We start from the raw sequence: 18,859 nt of genomic DNA on the forward strand, positions 1-18,859 counted from the left end.
GGTGGCTTTTCTTTTTTGGGTATGTATTAATTACATCAATGTATGCTCACTAACATTAAAGAAAGGATGTGGATGATTGAAAACCATACTGAGTAAGATGTCACAGTTGCTGATTACCTTGATTGGTGTTACATTTTTGACATTTTGCTTGACCTACATTGCTCCTGGGGATCCAGCCTTAATGGTGTTGGAGGCAGGGGACACTATTGTGTCACAGGAAATGATTGATGCTACACGAAAAGAAATGGGCTTAGATCGTCCATTCATGGAACAGTATGTGCGCTGGGTAGCAGGCGCTGTACAAGGTGATTTGGGAACTTCCTATTCAGGGAAAAAAGCTGTTACAGAAAAATTGTCGGAAGGCTTGGGTGCGACCGCACTATTAGCCGTGTCCGCCTTTGTACTGAATGTGCTTATTTCTATACCCATGGGAATTTATTCGGCGGTAAAAGCGAATAAACTGCCAGACTTTATTATTCGATTCTTTTCTTTTGTGAATGTGTCGATGCCAAGCTTCTGGTTAGGTATGCTTTTACTGTACATCTTCGGATTGAAATTACATTGGGTACCGATTGCTACGTCTGCGATTAACTTTAAAGCTTTAATTTTGCCAGCCATCACATTATCTTTTGTAATGGCAGCTAAATTCACACGTCAAGTACGGACTGTGATTATTGAGGAGTTGCATCAAGACTATGTGATGGGGGCTCGTGCTCGTGGCATGAGTGAATCGCAAATTCTTTGGAAACATGTATTACCGAATGCCTTATTACCATTGATAACAATCATGGGTATGGGTATTGGTTGGCTTTTGGCAGGGGCTGCGGTGATTGAAATCGTATTCTCTTGGCCAGGGATGGGGAAAATGGCGGTCTATGCCATTGCCATGCGCGATTATCCACTCATTGAGGGCTTTGTATTGTGGGTGGCCCTTATCTATACAGCCATCAACTTCTTGGTAGACCTGTCTTACTCTATATTAGATCCACGATTGAAAGCGAGGGGATAAGATGAAAGAATTTATTTTGCAACACAAGCGCTTTTCTTTCTACTCCCTCTTAGTGGCTATCGTAGTAGGAATTGCAATATTTGCTCCTTATATTACACCGCATGATGCGTTTCATGCAGATATGTCGAAATCCTTTTTGAAACCTTCTGCAGAGTATTTGATGGGTACTGATAAATTAGGACGTGATACATTCTCTCGTATTATTTACGGTACACAAACTTCCTTGTTCATGGCTATCATCCTTGTTATCTTAACAGCTGTTGTTGGTACTGTAGTGGGAATTTTGTCTGGATTCTTTGGAGGTAAAGTAGAATTAGTGTTGATGCGCTTTACAGATATTATGTTGTCTTTCCCAGGTGTGGTACTGGCTATTGCCATTGCTGGCATTATGGGTGGTAGTGCCATCAATGCGATTTTGGCTCTCGTAGTGGTGAGCTGGGCGAAATACGCACGACTCATACGGTCTGCGGTAATCAAACTTCGCCATAATGACTTTATTGCAGCAGCTAGATTGAATGGTACAAAACAATTTACCATTTTATGGCGCCATATTTTACCGAATGTAGTGCCTTTGACTATCGTTACAGGAGCGATGGATATCGGGACTATGATGATGGAAATTGCGGGACTTTCATTCTTGGGATTTGGGGCACAGCCTCCGACGCCAGAATGGGGCTTAATGCTGAATGAGAACCGTCAATATATTTTATCGTCACCAGAATTGATGTTATATCCAGGGATGGCCATTTTCATTGTGGTTACCATCTTCAATTTATGGGGCGATTCGCTACGGGATATATTAGACCCACGTAGTACAGATTCACATTAATGTGTTAGTTGTAAGTTTTGTAGAAAGGAACTTAACATGAAACAAAGTTGGAAAAAATGGCTTCGTAATGCTACATTTTGCGTTATGGCAGTAGCGGCATTAGGTGTGATTGCAGGTTGCGGTAGCGACAATGCAGGACCAGCTGACAAAAGTGTAGTAAAATTTGGTGTTACAAACTTCGCAGATACATTGGAGCCAACACAAAATTACTTCGGTTGGGTAGTTATGCGTTACGGTATTGGCGAAACATTAGCTAAATTCGACGAAAAAATGAACACACAACCTTGGTTGGCGGAAAGCTGGTCTGTATCTGCGGATAAATTGACTTGGACTTTCAAAATTAGCGACAAAGCGAAATTCTCTAATGGTAATAAAGTAACTGCTGAAGCGGTAAAAGAATCCATTGAGCGTGCCTTCGAGAAAAATAAACGCGCTGCTACATTCTTCAAATACACAGATATCAAAGCAGACGGTCAAAACTTGATCATCACCACAGATAAACCGTATCCAAATGTACCTGGTTTCTTGGCTGACCCATTATTCATCATCGTAGATGTATCTGCTGAGAAAGCTGGCCGCGACTTCGCTAAAGAAGGCCCTATCGGTACTGGCCCGTACAAAGTGAAATCTTTCACTAAAGAAAAAGCAGTAGTAGAAGCTAACGAAAATTACTGGGATGGGGAAGTTCCTTTCAAAACAGTAGAAATTCCATCTATCGATGATCCTACAACTCGTGCGTTGGCATTACAAAATGGTGACGTAGACTTCGCAGTTAATATCGGTGCTGGTGACCTTGAAACTATGCGTAATGACAGCAAATTCAAAGTAGATGAAATCGCTTCCTTGCGTACTGTATTAGCTCGTATTAACCAAAAAGGTGTATTAGGTGACGAAAAAGTTCGTGCTGCTTTCATCAGCGGTACTGACCGTAAATCCTATAACGAAGTATTGTTAAAAGGTACTTTCATTCCTGGTAAAGCACCAATTCCACCAAGCTTGGATTATGGTTTCGATGGTTTGAAAGACCCTAATGCATACAATCCTGAACGTTCCAAACAATTGCTAGCAGAAGCTGGCTGGAAAGATACTGATGGAGACGGTTTCGTAGATAAAGACGGTAAAAACTTAGAAGTGCGATTCGTAGTATACAACAGCCGTCAAGAACTTCCAATCTATGCAGAAGCAGTTCAATCTGACATGAAAAAAATCGGTATTAAAGTAAACATCGAATCTGTTGACTATAACTTAATCGATAAAATGGGTATCGATGGCGACTATGACTTATTGATCTCCAACATCGTAACAGCGAACACTGGTGACCCAGAAATCTTCTTGAAATGGTACTGGAAAACTAACTTGAATGGTGAAAACCCTCAAAATGGTTCTGGTTACAGCAATCCTAAATTCGATGCAATCATGGATCAATTAGCAGTTGAGTTCGACAAATCTAAACGTCAAAGCTTAATTATCGAAGCACAACAAATCTTATTGAATGATGGTGCGGCATTGTTCTTAGGTTACCCTAAAACAAATATCGTTAATAACAAATGGTTAACAAATGTAGTGATGTATCCAACAGACTACTACTGGTTGACTAAAGATATTAAACCAGCAAAATAATCCTTTGCAGATGTCCGCAACAATTGGGAGGCACTTTTGCCTCCCCTTGTTGTATATAGCAGTAACTTTCAGTATGATACTTACGAAATAGGCAGAAAGGATCTATATGTTACTTAGTATTAAAAATTTAGCCGTTACCTATGGTAATAATCCAAATCCTACCATTGCCGGTGTGAACTTGGACTTGGCAGAAGGGGAAATTGTCTCCATCGTAGGCGAATCTGGCAGTGGTAAGACAACGGTCATCCGTGCCCTATTAGGTGTATTGCCAAATACGGGTCGCGTGTCTGAAGGAAGCATTACCTTTGATGGACAAGACTTATTAGGGTTTTCCACAAAAGACTGGTTAGACCTACGGGGCAATCATATTGCTATGATTTTCCAAGATAGTGGCAATATGATGAACCCAATTCAAACAATCGGCAAACAATTTGTAGAGTTCATTCAATTGCATAGCACTATGTCTAAACAAGAGGCAGAGACAAAAGCTATCGAAATGTTGGCGCTCACCAATTTGCCACATCCCGAGGCCATCATGAAGGCATATCCATTTGAACTCAGTGGCGGCATGCGCCAACGGGTAGGTATTGCCATGGCTATTACTTTCTCTCCTAAGTTATTATTGGGAGATGAACCTACATCGGCCCTAGATGTGACGACACAAGCGCAAATTGTAGAAGAATTATTGCGCATCAACCGTGAAAATAAAACATCCATGATTATTGTAACTCATAATATTGGCGTAGCAGCTCATATGTCTGATAAAATCATGGTGATGAAACAAGGGGCTGTAGTGGAATTCGGTCCAGCTGAGGAAATCATTCGCAACCCACAAGCGGAGTATACGAAACAATTACTCAATGCAGTGCCAGAAATTGGAGGAAAACGCTATGTCTGATATTATTATGCAAATTCAAGATATTGTGAAAGAATTTCCTCTCGCTGACGGTTCTACGTTGCGTGCATGTAATTGCATTTCCATCGATGTAGAGCGAGGCGAAACCTTAGCTATCGTAGGGGAGTCTGGCTGTGGTAAGTCCACCTTGGTAAAAACAATCATGAACATGCATGAACCGACGTCTGGATCCGTTATCTTCCGAGGGAAAGATATTACGAAATTAACAGGTGAAGAAAAACGCCAAAATTATCGTCATATCCAAATGGTATTCCAAGATCCAACAGCGGCTTTCAATCCAAAGATGAAAGTGCGTGACATCATTTGTGAACCATTGCGCAATTTTGGGTTGATTGAAAAAGCTGATGTGGATGCAAAGGCTCGTGAGCTGTTAAAAATGGTGGACCTACCAGAAGATTTTGCAGGTCGCTATCCGAATAATATGAGTGGTGGACAACGGCAACGTGTGGCCATCGCTAGAGCCTTAGCATTAGAACCAGAAATTATCGTTTGCGATGAAGCCACTAGCGCTCTTGATGTATCTGTGCAAGATACGATCATCGAACTATTGGTGCGCTTACAAAAAGAAAAAGGCATTACCTACTTATTTATTTGCCATGATTTGGCATTAGTCCATTTATTCTGCCACAAAGTTGTGGTTATGTATAAAGGGGAAGTAGTGGAACGCCTGAATGGAGATGCCTTAGCAGAAGCGCAGCATCCATATACAAAACAATTGTTAAGTGCGGTATATAATTTAGACCGCTAATCTATGGCTAACATTATTTTTCATTAGATGAATAGATTGTTTTGTAATATAACATAAACTATATGAATAAGATATATTTGTGTTATATGAACATCCTTTGATATAATAATTACATCAAAAGGTGTTAGAATAGAATGTTTCAAGGGGAGCACCGTAATGGGCTCCCTTTTTTTGTGAGGGTAAGATGGAAGAACGATTGACCTATAAAGACTACTTAAAAGTGACAATTCCATTTATGATTTCTACGGTAACCCAACCTTTATTAGGGGCGGTGAATACGGCGATTATGGGGCATATGGATAATGCTATGTACATCGCTGCCGTAGCATTAGGAGTTATCTTATTTAATAATATGTATTGGCTCTTTGGCTTTTTGCGAGTAGCTACTACGGTGTTTTCTGCACAGGCTTTGGGAGAACAATCGAAGGAAAGTACATCACTCAGTTTCTTCCGACCTCTCATCATTGCTTTACTCATTAGCGCAGCCTTTCTCATTGGCTATCCGTGGATATTTGATTACTATGCAAGTTTTATGCATCCCGATCCAGAGGTGATCACTTTGATGGCGGACTATACAGATATTTTAATCTGGGGAGCTCCTTTCGTATTGGTGAACTATGTTACGTTAGGTTGGCTTATGGGACAGATGATGATTCGCGCCACTATGATTATGCAAATCTCCATGAATGTGTTGAATATTGCGTTGTCCTTCCTTTTTGTATTTGGTTTTAACTTTGGCGTAAAAGGGGTGGCTTGGGCATCCTTGATTTCTCAAATCTATGCGTCCTTAGTAGGGCTGGGCGCTATGTACTTAGTTCGTGAACGATTAGACCTAACTTCTCGTATGTGGAATACTTTGAAACAGGTGAAACCATTTCTATCTATCATGAAAGTCAACACAGACCTTATGCTTCGTACATTCTGTTTATTGACCATCAACAATTTGTTTGCTAAAGCAGGCAGTGCTATGGGCAGTGATGTATTAGCGACGAATGCGGTGATTTTGGAGATGATCTTCATCATGGCATACTTCACAGATGGACAGGCGAACGGAGTCAGCGTATTTACTGGAAAAGCATTTGGAAAACGTGACTTGGTGCTTTGGAAAGATACGTTAAAGATTTCCCTGCGATGCTTAGCGGTGTATGTGGTCATTGTAGAAATCGTGCTGGGATTATTCCGTAATGATGCCATTATGCTTATGACCTCAGTACCAGAAATTTACACGATGGCCTTGGAATATTCCCATTATCTATTGCTCTATCCTATCTGTGCGGCAGTAGGATTATTATTATATGGTATGTACAATGGCATCGGTCAGACCGCATCTATCCGGAATATGATGTTCATTGCAGTGGTCTTCTTCGTAGGCATGCAAGAATTGCTGATCCCTCCATTCGGTAATGACGGCATATGGATGACCTATGTGCTCACGTATCTATTAGAATCCATCATTTTAGTACTGTTCCTGCCGTTGGCTAGAAAGCGGTTTTCACTAGAAGTATAGTGAGCTTCGAATAGGTCTAATAGGAGATACATACTCTATTTATGATTTAAACTGGGTGTATAGTGTATGTTCAGTGAATCGTACGATATGAACATTATAGAATAGTATGACCAAAGTATATGGAAATTTTATATCCTAGTGAGAACACACTATGCCATAAAGAATATTTTAATGATAAGTAAAAATGTATACAGTGGTGTGGCTATAACAAGGCGCTACCTATGAGCGAGTATGCTCAAGGTAGCGCCTTGTTGCTTGTCTTAATGTTGATGTTCTAAAATCAATGGCTCTGTAATATGGTAAAAGTACCGTGACATGTCCTCGATAGAGTATTGGCGATCGTTTTCTAACCACCAAAGAACCATTTCCACAAAAGATCCCGCAATGTGATTCGAGATAAAATCATGAGGGATGTTGTTATGAGGACAAGTTTGATTGTTTAAGAAGTGGCTTTGGATGAGTTCTTTTAAACTACTTTTAAAGTGGCGAAGAAATAATTCGTTACTTTCACAGGAAAGAAGACCTAAAATATTGTTGTCATTATCCTCTAAATGCTGCAAGATATGGAGGAAGATAGCTTCCTTGATGTGACTATTTTTATATAAGCCATGAGCATGAGAGAAGTCTGATGCGGTGTCGATGATATGGGAGAATAGTTCTTGGCACAAGGCCTCTAATAGATCCTCCTTTGTTTCAAAGTGTGCGTAAAAGGTGCTACGGCCAATGAGGGCTTCGTCGATAATGTCTTGGACGATGATAGCATTATAATTTTTATGTTCTAAAAGCCTTACAAAGGCGTCGAAAATAGCTTTTCTAGTTTTCATTTGTCGTTTATCCATAATTCCTCCTTACATATAGAAATCAAATAAAATGAGATATTTGTTCAATATAGGATACTTTTCTATATATGTATCGTAAATAACAAAATAGAAAAAGTGATTATTGTCAAATTTTTTAATTCCATTATACTAATAGTATATCATAAGTGACAAAGTGTTTCATATCTTTGTTGCTATGAAAGATAGTTTAGATTTTTAACTGAGAGACTCTACTACAAAGACTGGGTGTAGTGATGACTTTCAGCCGTATAAAGTAAGAGATTAGAGAGGATGTGTTCTTATGTTAGAACGAATTGATGCGATTATGAGCAGTACTGCTGCAACTGTAATTACAGGAGCCATGTTTTTAGCCATTGCACTACAGACAAAGGTTGATGTATCTAGTTGGATTTATACATCTTGGACTGCGATTACGACATACTACGCAGGCTTATAGTTGTAACATGAATTTCCATGTGGTATACTAAACTTATAATTGAATAAATTCGATATAATACATCGATTATAGGAAAGGAGTATACCATGAAAGAAATTTTAGGATTCCATTTACATCATTGTCCATATTGCGCTAACGCATTCCGCGCAATCGAAGAATTGCAAGCAGAAAACCCTGCGTTCAAAGACATCAAAATTAACTGGGTGGAAGATCAAGATGCTGTAGAATTGTTCAAAACACATCCATATGAATACTATCCAAATTTGTGGTTCGATTTGGACAAACAATATGAAGCACAACCTGGTGAAAGCTACGAACAAACAAAATCTTTAATCAAAGCCGTGTTTGAGAAAGCAATTCAATAATCGATTTTACTTTCATTAAAAATACTATATAATAAAAGCAGATGCTATGTGCATCTGCTTTTTCTTGATGTAATCGCAGACTTTAAAGTCTTGCGTGAGGAGGATATATGTTAAATTTTGTGGCCTTAGATTTTGAAACGGCTAATGAAAGTAAGAATAGTGCTATTTCCTTAGCTGTGGTGACTGTGGAAGATGGACGGATCACAAAACGTGGTTATAGTTTAATCAAGCCCCCAGTGATGCAGTTTAACCAAGAGTTCATTGGTATCCATGGCATCCAACCGGAAGAGGTTCTGAATAAGCCTACCTTTGATCAGTTGTGGCCGGCGATTTATAATAACCATTTAAAAGGTAAACTGTTAGTAGCACACAATGCGAAATTCGACATCGACGTGTTACGTGCCACCTTGGATTACTACAATATTGAATGGCCTGATTTAGAATATACTTGCACCGTCCGTATAACACGAAAAGTATGGCCTGATTTGGTGAACCATAAGTTGAATACATTGGGCGGATTTTTAGGTATCAAATTTAACCATCACAACGCTTTGGACGACTCGGAAGTATGTGCCAAAGTAGCCATTGCAGCAGCGAAAGAAAAAGGTGTAGACTCCATGCGAGGCTTGTTACACTTAATCAATATGAAACCAGACTCTTTCATCACCGATGAACGACGGGTCCAAATGGAAGTCAAACAAAGTGGTACACAAGATACCTTCTTCTAGTGAACTTTAGTATCTATTACATTTAGTCATACTAGCAGATACACTACATTAGCCCCCACCCTCCCTAATAAGCCCCCATATGATTTACTCATAATTTGTGCGTATTACAGGAGTTTCGATATGTATTGATATTCCCAAATAAAGAAAAAACAATGCCATATTCCCCTGAACGAACATTCAGAATGCAGTGAGAGAAGGGGAATGTGGCATTGTTTTGTATCATAGGATATCAAAAAAGTCGAAAAACATGAAAAAAGATTAAATTATGAGTAAATCATATAACTTATTATTTAATTAAGTATTGAAAAAAATGTTAAAATATGAAAGAATAGGACTATATAAAAAATTATCTTTATTTATTAACATGATATAGCTATAGATTGGAGGTATTCCATGTCAGAATTACGATGGAATCCTTTATTGCGGACTTGGACTATGGTCGCTTCAAACCGTAAAGCACGCCCAACGATGCCAAAGGATTGGTGCCCATTCTGCCCAGGTATTAATAAAAAAGTCCCTGCAGATTATGATGTGTTGAAATATGATAACGACTTTCCAGCATTAACGCAAACGCCAGAGGCTCCCTATGAAGATGGTAATGACTTTTACAAAAGCCAAGAAAACTATGGGAAATGTGAAGTTATCTTATATTCTCCAGAGCATACTGCTAAATTTTATGAATTATCGGAAGATCATATTGTTAAATTGCTTAACCTTATTAAAGAGCGTCATAGCGAATTAGCGAAGGATGAGAAAATTAAATACATCTACCCTTTTGAAAATAAAGGTGAAGCGGTAGGTGTGACAATGCCACATCCACATGGTCAATTATATGGTTATTCCTTTGTACCACAAAAATTGCAAGTGGAGCTGGATAGTGCTAAAGACCATCATCATGAACATGGTAAATGCTTATTCTGTAAAATGAATCAAGTTGAGAAAGAAAAAGATGCTCGCATTGTGGGAGAAAATGACTCTTTCTTAGCCTATATTCCGTTCTTTACAGATTATCCATATGGTGTGTTTGTCGTGCCAAAACGTCACATGAATTACATCACAGATTGTACTGAAAAAGAAACGAAAGATTTGGCGCATATGTTAAAAACATTAACGGAAGCCTTCGATCGTTTATTTAATATGCCATTCCCATACATGATGGTATATCATCAAAATCCTGTAAATAGCCCTGAATATGCAGGACATGAAGAATATTATCACTTTAATATTCAATTCTATCCGCCTTTCAGAGAAGCGAATAAAATTAAATACTATGCATCCTCTGAAATGGGGGCATGGGCAGCAGCGAATACGAGTGCTGTAGAAGAAACTGCACCGGAGTTGCGCAAACTATATAGTGAGGTTGAACAAGAAAATGAATAAAGAAGAATTACAACAGCGTTTTCTGTCCTTCTTTGGCGAAGGTTCAGGAGAGGTGCATTGTTATTTTGCTCCAGGCCGTGTCAATGTGATTGGTGAGCATCAGGACTATAATGGTGGTCATGTATTCCCGGCGGCATTGAAAGTAGGTATTTATGGAGCCATCCGTTTACGTGAAGATAGCAAGGTACGTTTACACTCGGATAATATGGAAAAAACTGTAGTGGTTGATGTAAATGAACCTTTCCAATATAATATTAAACACGATTGGGCTAATTATCCATTAGGTGTGATTCAATTCTTAAAAGACAAAGGTCACACAGTGCCAGGTATGGACATTTATTTTAATGGTAATTTGCCAGCAGGTGCAGGGTTGTCCTCTTCTGCATGTATGCTAGATTTAACTGGTTATATGTTGCTTTCAGAATTGGGATTAACACCAATAGATCGCACGGAATTGGCAAAAATGGCCATGCATGTGGAGTACCATTTCGTAGGTGTAAAAGTGGGCATTATGGATATGTATGCCATTGCACACGGTAAAGAAGGCCATGGTGTCTTGTTAGATTGCACAAAAATGGAACGAAAACTAGTTCCATTAAATTGGCATGGACATACCCTTGTCATCATGAATACAAATAAACAAAGAGGTCTTGTGGACTCCAAATTTAACGAGCGTAAAGGTCAGTGCGATGCGGCTCATGAAATTATTCGCAAGCATAAGGATATCTCTGGCTTGGCATTGGCTACAGTGGATGATTTGGAATTTATTTCTGATGATGTGTTGATGCGTAGAGCTCGCCATGTCATCACTGAAAATTTACGTGTATTAGATTTTATGAAAGCTTTGGAAAATGCCGACTTAACAGGCATCGCTCATTGCTTGAATGAATCGCATAGATCCTTACAGGTTGATTTTGAAGTAACAGGTAAGGAATTAGATACGATTGTTGATTTAGCGCGATCTCAAGAAGGCTGTATTGCATCTCGTATGACAGGTGCAGGTTTTGGCGGTTGTGCGATTGCCCTTGTAAAAGATGAGCATATTGAGGCTTTTATGAGAGCTATTCCGGAAGAGTACGAGAAACAAATAGGTGTTATCCCTAGTCTGTATATTGCTGATATTGGTGATGGGGTGTATTCGCTGTAAAGGAGATAGAATCATGATAAAGCCACAAATAAGCAATGATGAAATTATTTTGAATTACATCAGGCGTCATGGTCCCGTATCAAAGGCATTGATCGCAAGACAAACAAAAATAACGCCTCCCACAGTGACTAATATTTGTACGAATTTAATTCGGAAAGGATTGGTCTATGAAGACCGTCAAGAACGGTCTGCATTGGGACGCCCATCCATGTTATTAGACTTTAATCATGATATTGAAACGTATCTAATCGTCCATGTAAGAACACATGCTATTGTGTTTTATGTGACGACGGTAGGTCGGCAAATTTTACATCAAAGAGAAACATCAATTATCGGTTGTACTTCTGATGAAATTATGCAACATATGTATCGTGGCATGCAGGATATCTTTAAAGAAGACTATAAGATTAAAAGTATAGGACTCGTATTGCGTGGTCCGGTAGACTCGGGGAAAGGGATTTCCATTTATTCTCCTAATGGGAAATGGAACAATATTCCATTCAAATATATCTTAGAAGAACGATTCCATGTGCCCGTATATGTAGAAAATGATGTCCGTTGTTTATCGACGGGTGAATATTATTATGGTAGTGGTAAAGAAATGGATAATCTTATTGTCCTTAAATTTAGTTATGGACTTGGTATATCCTTGATTTACCACGGTGAACTCTATCGCGGTTTTAACGATAGTGCTGGTGAAATTGGATATGGTGTGATTCGACTGGATGAAGTGGGAAATGAAGTTCGCTTGGAAGACATTGCATCGGAAACATCGATTCATACCTATGTGATGGAGCAAATGGAAAAAGGCCGATACACATCGGTACAAGATAATCCATTGGTTGTAAGCAAAGCATTTCGTGTAGAGCCTATTTATGAGGCCGCAGTAGAAGGCGATGAAGTGTGTTTAGAAGCACTTTCACAGGTAGGTCATTATCTAGGAATTGCCTTAGCTAATATAGCCAACTTATTTAATCCAGAGCGGATTATTTTGAGCAGTGCTATGGGGAATGCAGTAGGAGTAATGGACCCTATTCTTCGAGGTGTGTTAGAACGCAATTCATACAAAGCACATACAATCAATCTAGAATATTCTGGCAATGGTTCTTATTATACATTGTTAGGGATGATTGATATTGTCAGTGCAAAACGAGCTGAAGAAGCTTGGTTACGGTAGGTACCACGACTAGAAAGACTAGTCTTATAGGTATATAGGATATCTAAAAGGAGGATATTATTATGAAACGATCTTGGAAAGCAGCGTTACTTGCATCAGCAGCAGTAGGTGCACTTGTGTTAGGTGGTTGCGGAAGCGATCAAGGAGCAAGCGGTGACAAACCTCAAATCGGGGTTGCTATTTACAAATTTGATGACACTTTCATGAGTGGCGTTCGTGCAGAAATTGACAAAGCCGCTAAAGACAAAGCGAAAGTGGATATCGTAGATAGCCAAAACTCTCAACCAACACAAAATGAAAAGATTGACTTATTCATCAATAAGAAGTACAAAGCAATCGGCGTTAACGTAGTAGACCGTACAGCAGCAGGCGTTATCATTGATAAAGCGAAAGCAGCGAATATTCCATTGGTATTCTTGAACCGCGAACCATTGAAAGAAGATATGGCGAAATGGGATAAAGTATATTATGTAGGTGCGAAAGCTGAACAAAGTGGTGAAATGCAAGGTAAAATCCTAGCTGAATACTTCAAAAAGCATCCAGAAGCATACCATAGCAATGACGGTGTTATCCATTATGTTATGATTACTGGTGAACCTGGTCACCAAGATGCAGTGCTTCGTACAGAACACTCTATTAAAGCTCTTAAAAATGAAGGTATGAAAGTAGAAGAGTTAGCTAGCGACACAGGTATGTGGGACCGCGTTAAAGGCCAAGAAAAAATGGCAGCTTTCTTAAGCCGTTACGGTGACAAAATTGATGCTGTTATCTCTAACAACGATGACATGGCATTGGGTGCAATCGAAGCTTTAAAAGCAGCGGGCTACTTCACAAATGGTAAATACATTCCAGTAGTAGGTGTTGACGCTACAACTCCAGCAGTACAAGCATTAAAAGACGGTACTTTACTAGGTACAGTATTGAATAATGCTAAAAAACAAGGTCAAGCGGTATTTAATCTTTCCTATGTGCTAGCTAAAGGTGAAACACCGAATAAAGATAATGTAGGTTTTGATATTGTTGATGGTAAATATATTTGGGTACCTTACGAAATCGTAACAAAAGAAAATGCGGATAAGATTTTAGGTGACAAATAAGAAAATGCGGGAAGGGGGCATTTTGCCCCCTTTATTATCTGATTAGTAGGAGGAAAATGTATGGGCGAGTACATATTAGAAATGCGCCAAATTACGAAGGAATTTCCTGGCGTAAAGGCCTTGGATAATGTCACTTTCAAAGTCCGACCAGGCACCGTACATGCTCTAATGGGAGAGAATGGCGCGGGAAAGTCTACTCTTATGAAATGCCTGTTCGGTATTTATAAGCAAGATCAAGGGGACGTGGTCATTGACGGCGAAGTAGTGGAAATGACAGACTCCCGAAAAGCTCTTGGAATGGGGATTTCTATGATCCACCAAGAGTTATACCCTGTATTACAGCGTAATGTTATGGAAAATCTATGGTTAGGCCGATTCCCAACAAAAAAAATTGGTCCCTTTACATTTGTGGATCATAAAAAGATGAAAGAAGATACACTAGCGTTGTTTAATGAAATCGATGTAGATATCGATCCAGAACAATTAGCTGGTGATTTATCTGTATCTAAGCTACAAAATATTGAGATTGCAAAAGCAGTATCTCATCATTCTAGAATTATTGTTATGGATGAACCTACCTCCTCTCTAACGAGTGATGAAGTAGAGCATCTGTTCAAAATTATTAACTCCTTGCGTAAAAAAGGGGTTGCAATTATATATATTTCTCATAAAATGGAAGAAATCCTACGCATATCTGATGAAGTAACGATTATGCGGGATGGTCAATATATAGGCACTTGGCATGCTGATGAATTAACGACAGATCTTATCATTCAACGAATGGTAGGTCGCGAGATGACACAGTTATTTCCGGAAAAAACAAATACGCCAAGTGAAGAGGTATTGCGTGTAGAAAAATTAACATCCATTCATCCACATTCGTTTAAAGATGTCAGTTTTTCTCTTCGCAAAGGTGAAGTCCTCGGTGTAGGCGGGTTGGTAGGTGCACAGCGTACAGAAGTTATTGAAGCCTTATTCGGTCTTCGGGGCATTGAGTCTGGTAAGATTTATTTGCATGATAAAGAAGTGCGCATTCGCCACCCACGGGATGCGAAAAAATTGGGTATGGCATTGCTCACAGAAGAACGCCGTACTACAGGGATTTTCCCTATGCTCACCATTGTAGATAATACTACGATGGCAGCATTACCAAAATATGAAAATAAGTTTAAACTATTAAATGATGAAAGACGACTAGACGATACAAAAGAAGGTGTGGCTTCTTTGCGAGTGAAAACACCATCTCCAGAAACGAAAATTCAAAGTCTTTCTGGCGGTAACCAACAAAAGGTACTCATTGCCCGTTGGTTGAATACCAATCCAGAAATCCTACTGTTAGATGAACCTACACGAGGCATCGACGTAGGAGCGAAATATGAAATTTATTCCATTATTAATGAACTGGCTAGTGCTGGTAAAAGTATCATTATGATTTCCTCAGAAATGCCTGAGTTATTGGGTATGAGTGATCGTATTATGGTTATGAGTAATGGATATATGAGTGGCATTTTGGATGCCCATGAAGCGACAGAAGAAAAAATAATGGAACTAGCAACAGCTGGTTTAGTCTAGGAGGTATCGTATGAGCCAAGGTAAATTAGGAAAGTTTCTTTCCCAGAATATTATCTATTTGGTACTAGTAGTACTAGTAGCGGCTATTTCAATGTATAGCCCGAACTTTTTATCCGTCACAAGTTTTCGTGATATTTTAATTCAGTCTTCCCCACGTATTATCATTGCATTAGGTTCTGCGATGATCTTAATCACGGCAGGTTGTGACTTGTCAGCAGGTCGTGTGGTTGGTTTGACTGCTGTGGTATCTGCATCTCTAACACAATTGCCAGATTATCCGCGTCCGTTCTTTGAACATTTACCAGAATTGCCATTGATTCTACCAATCGTGATTGCTATCGCGGTGGGTGCTATCATCGGTTTAGTATCCGGTGTGATTGTAGCATATTTAAAGATTGTACCTTTTATTTCTACACTAGGTACTATGGTTATTACCTACGGTATTTGTTCCTTGTACTTTGATATGGAGCCCAATAACTCCCAACCAATCGGTGGTTTACGCCCAGAGTTTACTCAAATTGGTACAGGTTCCTTGGATCTAGGATTTGTGACGATTCCATACATTGTGATTATCGCGGCAGTGATTTCTTTAATCATGTATGTGGTATATAACAAAACAATTCTTGGTAAAAACATGTTTGCTATTGGTGGTAACCCACAAGCAGCTGTTGTATCTGGTATCAACGTAGCAGTAACATTAGTGATTATTTACGTGATTGCTGGTGCTTTATACGGTGTAGGGGGTATCTTGGAAGCAGCCCGTACTGGTGGTGCTACTAACAACTATGGCAATATGTACGAGTTAGATGCTATCGCAGCATCTGTTGTAGGTGGTGTATCCATCACTGGTGGTATCGGTACTGTACCTGGTATCATCGCAGGTGTATTGATTTTCACAGTTATCAACTATGGTTTAACATTCGTTGGCATGGGTCCATACTGGCAATTGATTATCAAAGGTTTAATTATTGTTGTAGCGGTTGCTTTCGACGTACGTAAATCGATGGCACGTAAATAATTGTATAGTAAAAGTAGATTCTAAATAAAATGTTGGGACTGCTCGTACATGAGTAGCCCCAACATTTTTTGGTTCTATAATATATTTTTGAGGGGATAGCAAAGCCATCCCCTGAAGGTATATTTTTTGCGATACAATATACATATACAAATGCATAGCATATCTATAAGCCTCTATAACAGACCTATTTATCTCAGGGCCTTACGAAGAATCGGATAAGGAATTTAGAGTGGCGCTATCGTGTAAATTTCATTTATATTGGCTGGAGAAGGTTAGGAGAAAGAGAAATGTAGACTAATCATTATATGAGAAATAGAACAACAGAGGAAAGTTGGTGTGTGTCAACTTTCCTCTGTTGTTTGTGTGTATGTGTGTTGTATGATAGTTGTTAGTGTTTATTTTTATTTGGAGGAGTCTATTCTAAGTGATTCCATTAGAATGCTGGAAGAATAGCACCTTTGTATTTATCTTCGATGAATTTTTTGATTTCAGGGCTTTGTAGGGCTTTCACTAATTTAACGATTTCATCACGTTTTTCATCGCCTTCACGAACGGATACGATATTAACATATGGGGAATCTTTGGATTCTAAGAATAATGCATCTTTCGTTGGGTTCAAGTTAGCCCCTAAAGCAAAGTTTGTGTTAATCACAGAGATTGTGGAATCATCTAATGCACGAGGTAATTGAGCTGCTTCTAATTCAACAAATTTTAAATGTTTAGGGTTGTCTTTGATATCTTGTACAGTAGAAGAGATGCTGTTAGGATCCTTCAATGTGATTAAACCAGCTTTGGAAAGCAATAGTAATGCACGACCACCATTTGTCGCATCAGATGGGATAGCTACTTGAGCACCATCTTCGATGTCTTTTAAGTCTTTGATTTTATGAGAGTATACCCCCATTGGTTCGATGTGCACGGCACCAGCTGTTGCAATATGAGTACCTTTTTCTTTATTAAAGTTTTCTTGGTAAGGAATGTGAGCAAAGAAGTTTGCATCAAGTTCTTTATCATTCAAGGCAACGTTAGGTTGTACATAATCGCTGAACTCGATGATTTCTAATTTGATACCTTCTTTAGCAAGGATTGGTTTTACTTGCTCTAAGATTTCAGCGTGAGGTACTGGGGAAGCACCAATTTTTAATGTTTTACCTGCGTCGGAACCAGTGGAGCTAGTGCCAGTGGAACCACAGCCACCGATTAATAAGGCAGCACCTAATACAGCTGTAGCTGCTAAACTAAATAATTTTTTCATAAGTTATCTCCTTTTCTTTGTATACTTACATAGTGAATTTCTACTTGCTTAGTATAGCAAGAGTTCTGTTATAAGTAAAATATGTTATATATCTAAGCATTTATAGTTTTTAACTATATATTGATGAATACCCACATGTCCTAGTTATACCAATTATTTTTTGTCAGTAGCTAGTGTTAACTCTGTGAAAGTACTAATTATCATCAAGGTTGGTATGTGAAGTAACTGCCTCAGCATGAAAGTTTAATTGGTATGGCTGTTGCTAATATATTCATGTACTGTATAGCAAAGACTTATTTTACATAATAGTATTACAAAGAAGCCCTATAGCCCATAAGAAGTGATACAGCGTACAAGATATAGATGTAAACTTCATAGCCTCGTTTAATCGAAGTGGATCAGCATAGGTCTTAAAGATATGGATGACTTTCATAGCCGGTAGTAAAGAAAGCAGAGCCAATAGAGATGTCCAAGGTATGATACCAGAGATAGCCCATGCTACTATCCATAGAGAGCTAATGAGGAAGAGTCCTCGCAACAGTTGGAGACCTCTTTCACGGCCTAAGAGAATCACCAAGGTACGGCGACCATGATTTGCATCGTTGGTGAAGTCACGCAAGTTGTTGGTCATCATGATGGTGCCGATTAAGATGGTGGATGGCACCGCTGGGATGAGGTAGGTCCAGTGCAAGGTGTGGGTCCATGCGAAGAGGGTGATACACACGATGGCAAAGCCCATGGCAAGTCCTGAGGCGAGTTCACCGAATGGAGTACGAGAAATGGGCTTAGGCCCGCCGGAATATAAGATGCTGGTTAGAATACAGAGCATACCCACCGGGATGTACCACCACGTGACTGCACTAGCCAGGGCAACACCTAAGAGGAGTGGAAGTATAGTGGTAACGTATCCCCATCGTTTGATGATGAGGGGAGAAATGCCATCACGGACGATGGAACCGCTGTTTCCAGCTACTTGGGTGAGATCAAGTCCCGATTTGAAATCGAAATATTCGTTCCAAATATTGGCAGCCATTTGAGCGCTTAGGACGCAAATGAGGATACCTAGGGTATATAGTAGAGATAGCCAAACTGGTTGAGTGCTTTCAAACTGAGCCACTCCCATAGCGGCACCGAGGATAACGGGGCTGAAAGCAGCCGTTAATGTACGAGGGCGAATTAATGCAAAAAACTGTGAAAGATTCATGACATGTCCTTT

General features: G+C 39.3%; 18 protein-coding genes. 15 read left to right on the top strand and 3 right to left on the bottom strand.

All coding sequences use genetic code 11. The features are described from left to right. Positions 1 to 76: 76 nt before the first annotated feature. The 6 genes from nikB (at position 77) to EO125_RS02175 (ending at position 6,629) form a co-directional block, all read left to right on the top strand. Positions 77 to 1,009, top strand: coding sequence for a nickel ABC transporter permease (gene nikB, locus EO125_RS02150; RefSeq protein ID WP_240630418.1), 933 nt, complete (start codon positions 77 to 79; stop codon positions 1,007 to 1,009). 1 nt (position 1,010) lies between these two features. Beyond that, positions 1,011 to 1,838 carry a nickel transporter permease gene (nikC, locus tag EO125_RS02155; RefSeq protein ID WP_127147453.1) on the top strand — a complete coding sequence of 276 codons (828 nt, stop codon included), beginning with the start codon at positions 1,011 to 1,013 and terminating at the stop codon, positions 1,836 to 1,838. A gap of 36 nt (positions 1,839 to 1,874) precedes the next feature. Next, the gene (locus tag EO125_RS02160) at positions 1,875 to 3,458 is read left to right on the top strand and encodes an ABC transporter substrate-binding protein (protein WP_206168343.1); all 1,584 of its coding nucleotides are present in this window, start codon (positions 1,875 to 1,877) and stop codon (positions 3,456 to 3,458) included. 106 nt (positions 3,459 to 3,564) lie between these two features. After that, entirely contained in the window at positions 3,565 to 4,356 is a 792-nt protein-coding gene (locus EO125_RS02165) for an ABC transporter ATP-binding protein (protein ID WP_127147454.1), read from the top strand. Next, on the top strand, positions 4,349 to 5,122 hold the full coding sequence (locus EO125_RS02170; protein WP_127147455.1) for an ABC transporter ATP-binding protein: 774 nt from the start codon (positions 4,349 to 4,351) through the stop codon (positions 5,120 to 5,122). The genes EO125_RS02165 and EO125_RS02170 overlap by 8 nt, the downstream gene beginning before the upstream one ends. A 184-nt stretch (positions 5,123 to 5,306) precedes the next feature. After that, a complete protein-coding gene (locus tag EO125_RS02175; RefSeq protein ID WP_127147456.1) occupies positions 5,307 to 6,629 on the top strand; it encodes an MATE family efflux transporter in 1,323 nt (440 codons plus the stop codon). A 260-nt stretch (positions 6,630 to 6,889) separates the two neighbouring features. Here the strand turns inward: EO125_RS02175 and EO125_RS02180 are convergent, their stop codons facing one another. Then, positions 6,890 to 7,468, bottom strand: a complete 579-nt coding sequence (locus EO125_RS02180) for a TetR/AcrR family transcriptional regulator (RefSeq protein ID WP_127147457.1) — start codon at positions 7,466 to 7,468, stop codon at positions 6,890 to 6,892. Positions 7,469 to 7,748: 280 nt separating this feature from the next. Here EO125_RS02180 and EO125_RS09795 point away from each other — a divergent pair, with 280 nt between their 5' ends. The 9 genes from EO125_RS09795 to mglC all read left to right on the top strand — a co-directional run bounded on the left by EO125_RS09795 (position 7,749) and on the right by mglC (position 16,388). Next, positions 7,749 to 7,904 carry a hypothetical protein gene (locus tag EO125_RS09795; RefSeq protein ID WP_164726411.1) on the top strand — a complete coding sequence of 52 codons (156 nt, stop codon included), beginning with the start codon at positions 7,749 to 7,751 and terminating at the stop codon, positions 7,902 to 7,904. An 86-nt stretch (positions 7,905 to 7,990) separates the two neighbouring features. Then, positions 7,991 to 8,269, top strand: a complete 279-nt coding sequence (locus tag EO125_RS02185; RefSeq protein WP_127068381.1) for a glutaredoxin — start codon at positions 7,991 to 7,993, stop codon at positions 8,267 to 8,269. Between the two features lie 107 nt (positions 8,270 to 8,376). Further along, a complete protein-coding gene (locus tag EO125_RS02190; RefSeq protein WP_127147458.1) occupies positions 8,377 to 8,997 on the top strand; it encodes a 3'-5' exonuclease in 621 nt (206 codons plus the stop codon). 393 nt (positions 8,998 to 9,390) lie between these two features. Beyond that, positions 9,391 to 10,377: a galactose-1-phosphate uridylyltransferase gene (gene galT, locus EO125_RS02195; RefSeq protein ID WP_127147459.1), complete on the top strand. Its 987-nt coding sequence runs from the start codon at positions 9,391 to 9,393 to the stop codon at positions 10,375 to 10,377. Further along, positions 10,370 to 11,524: a galactokinase gene (locus EO125_RS02200; RefSeq protein ID WP_127147460.1), complete on the top strand. Its 1,155-nt coding sequence runs from the start codon at positions 10,370 to 10,372 to the stop codon at positions 11,522 to 11,524. The genes galT and EO125_RS02200 overlap by 8 nt, the downstream gene beginning before the upstream one ends. 13 nt (positions 11,525 to 11,537) lie before the next feature. Next, a complete protein-coding gene (locus tag EO125_RS02205) occupies positions 11,538 to 12,701 on the top strand; it encodes an ROK family transcriptional regulator (protein ID WP_240630419.1) in 1,164 nt (387 codons plus the stop codon). 62 nt (positions 12,702 to 12,763) lie between these two features. Beyond that, complete coding sequence (locus EO125_RS02210; protein ID WP_127147461.1) at positions 12,764 to 13,798, top strand: galactose ABC transporter substrate-binding protein; 1,035 nt, start codon at positions 12,764 to 12,766, stop codon at positions 13,796 to 13,798. A gap of 60 nt (positions 13,799 to 13,858) precedes the next feature. After that, positions 13,859 to 15,370 carry a sugar ABC transporter ATP-binding protein gene (locus EO125_RS02215; protein ID WP_127147462.1) on the top strand — a complete coding sequence of 504 codons (1,512 nt, stop codon included), beginning with the start codon at positions 13,859 to 13,861 and terminating at the stop codon, positions 15,368 to 15,370. A 10-nt stretch (positions 15,371 to 15,380) separates the two neighbouring features. After that, positions 15,381 to 16,388, top strand: coding sequence for a galactose/methyl galactoside ABC transporter permease MglC (mglC, locus tag EO125_RS02220; RefSeq protein ID WP_127147463.1), 1,008 nt, complete (start codon positions 15,381 to 15,383; stop codon positions 16,386 to 16,388). Between the two features lie 433 nt (positions 16,389 to 16,821). Here mglC and EO125_RS02225 read toward each other — a convergent pair whose 3' ends face one another. Next, positions 16,822 to 17,643 carry a MetQ/NlpA family ABC transporter substrate-binding protein gene (locus EO125_RS02225; protein WP_127147464.1) on the bottom strand — a complete coding sequence of 274 codons (822 nt, stop codon included), beginning with the start codon at positions 17,641 to 17,643 and terminating at the stop codon, positions 16,822 to 16,824. 298 nt (positions 17,644 to 17,941) lie between these two features. Beyond that, positions 17,942 to 18,847: a 1,4-dihydroxy-2-naphthoate octaprenyltransferase gene (gene menA / locus EO125_RS02230; RefSeq protein WP_127147465.1), complete on the bottom strand. Its 906-nt coding sequence runs from the start codon at positions 18,845 to 18,847 to the stop codon at positions 17,942 to 17,944. Positions 18,848 to 18,859: the final 12 nt, after the last annotated feature.

It is taken from the genome of Veillonella sp. VA139 (assembly GCF_003992005.1).
In the GTDB taxonomy this organism is placed as follows: Bacteria; Bacillota; Negativicutes; order Veillonellales; family Veillonellaceae; genus F0422.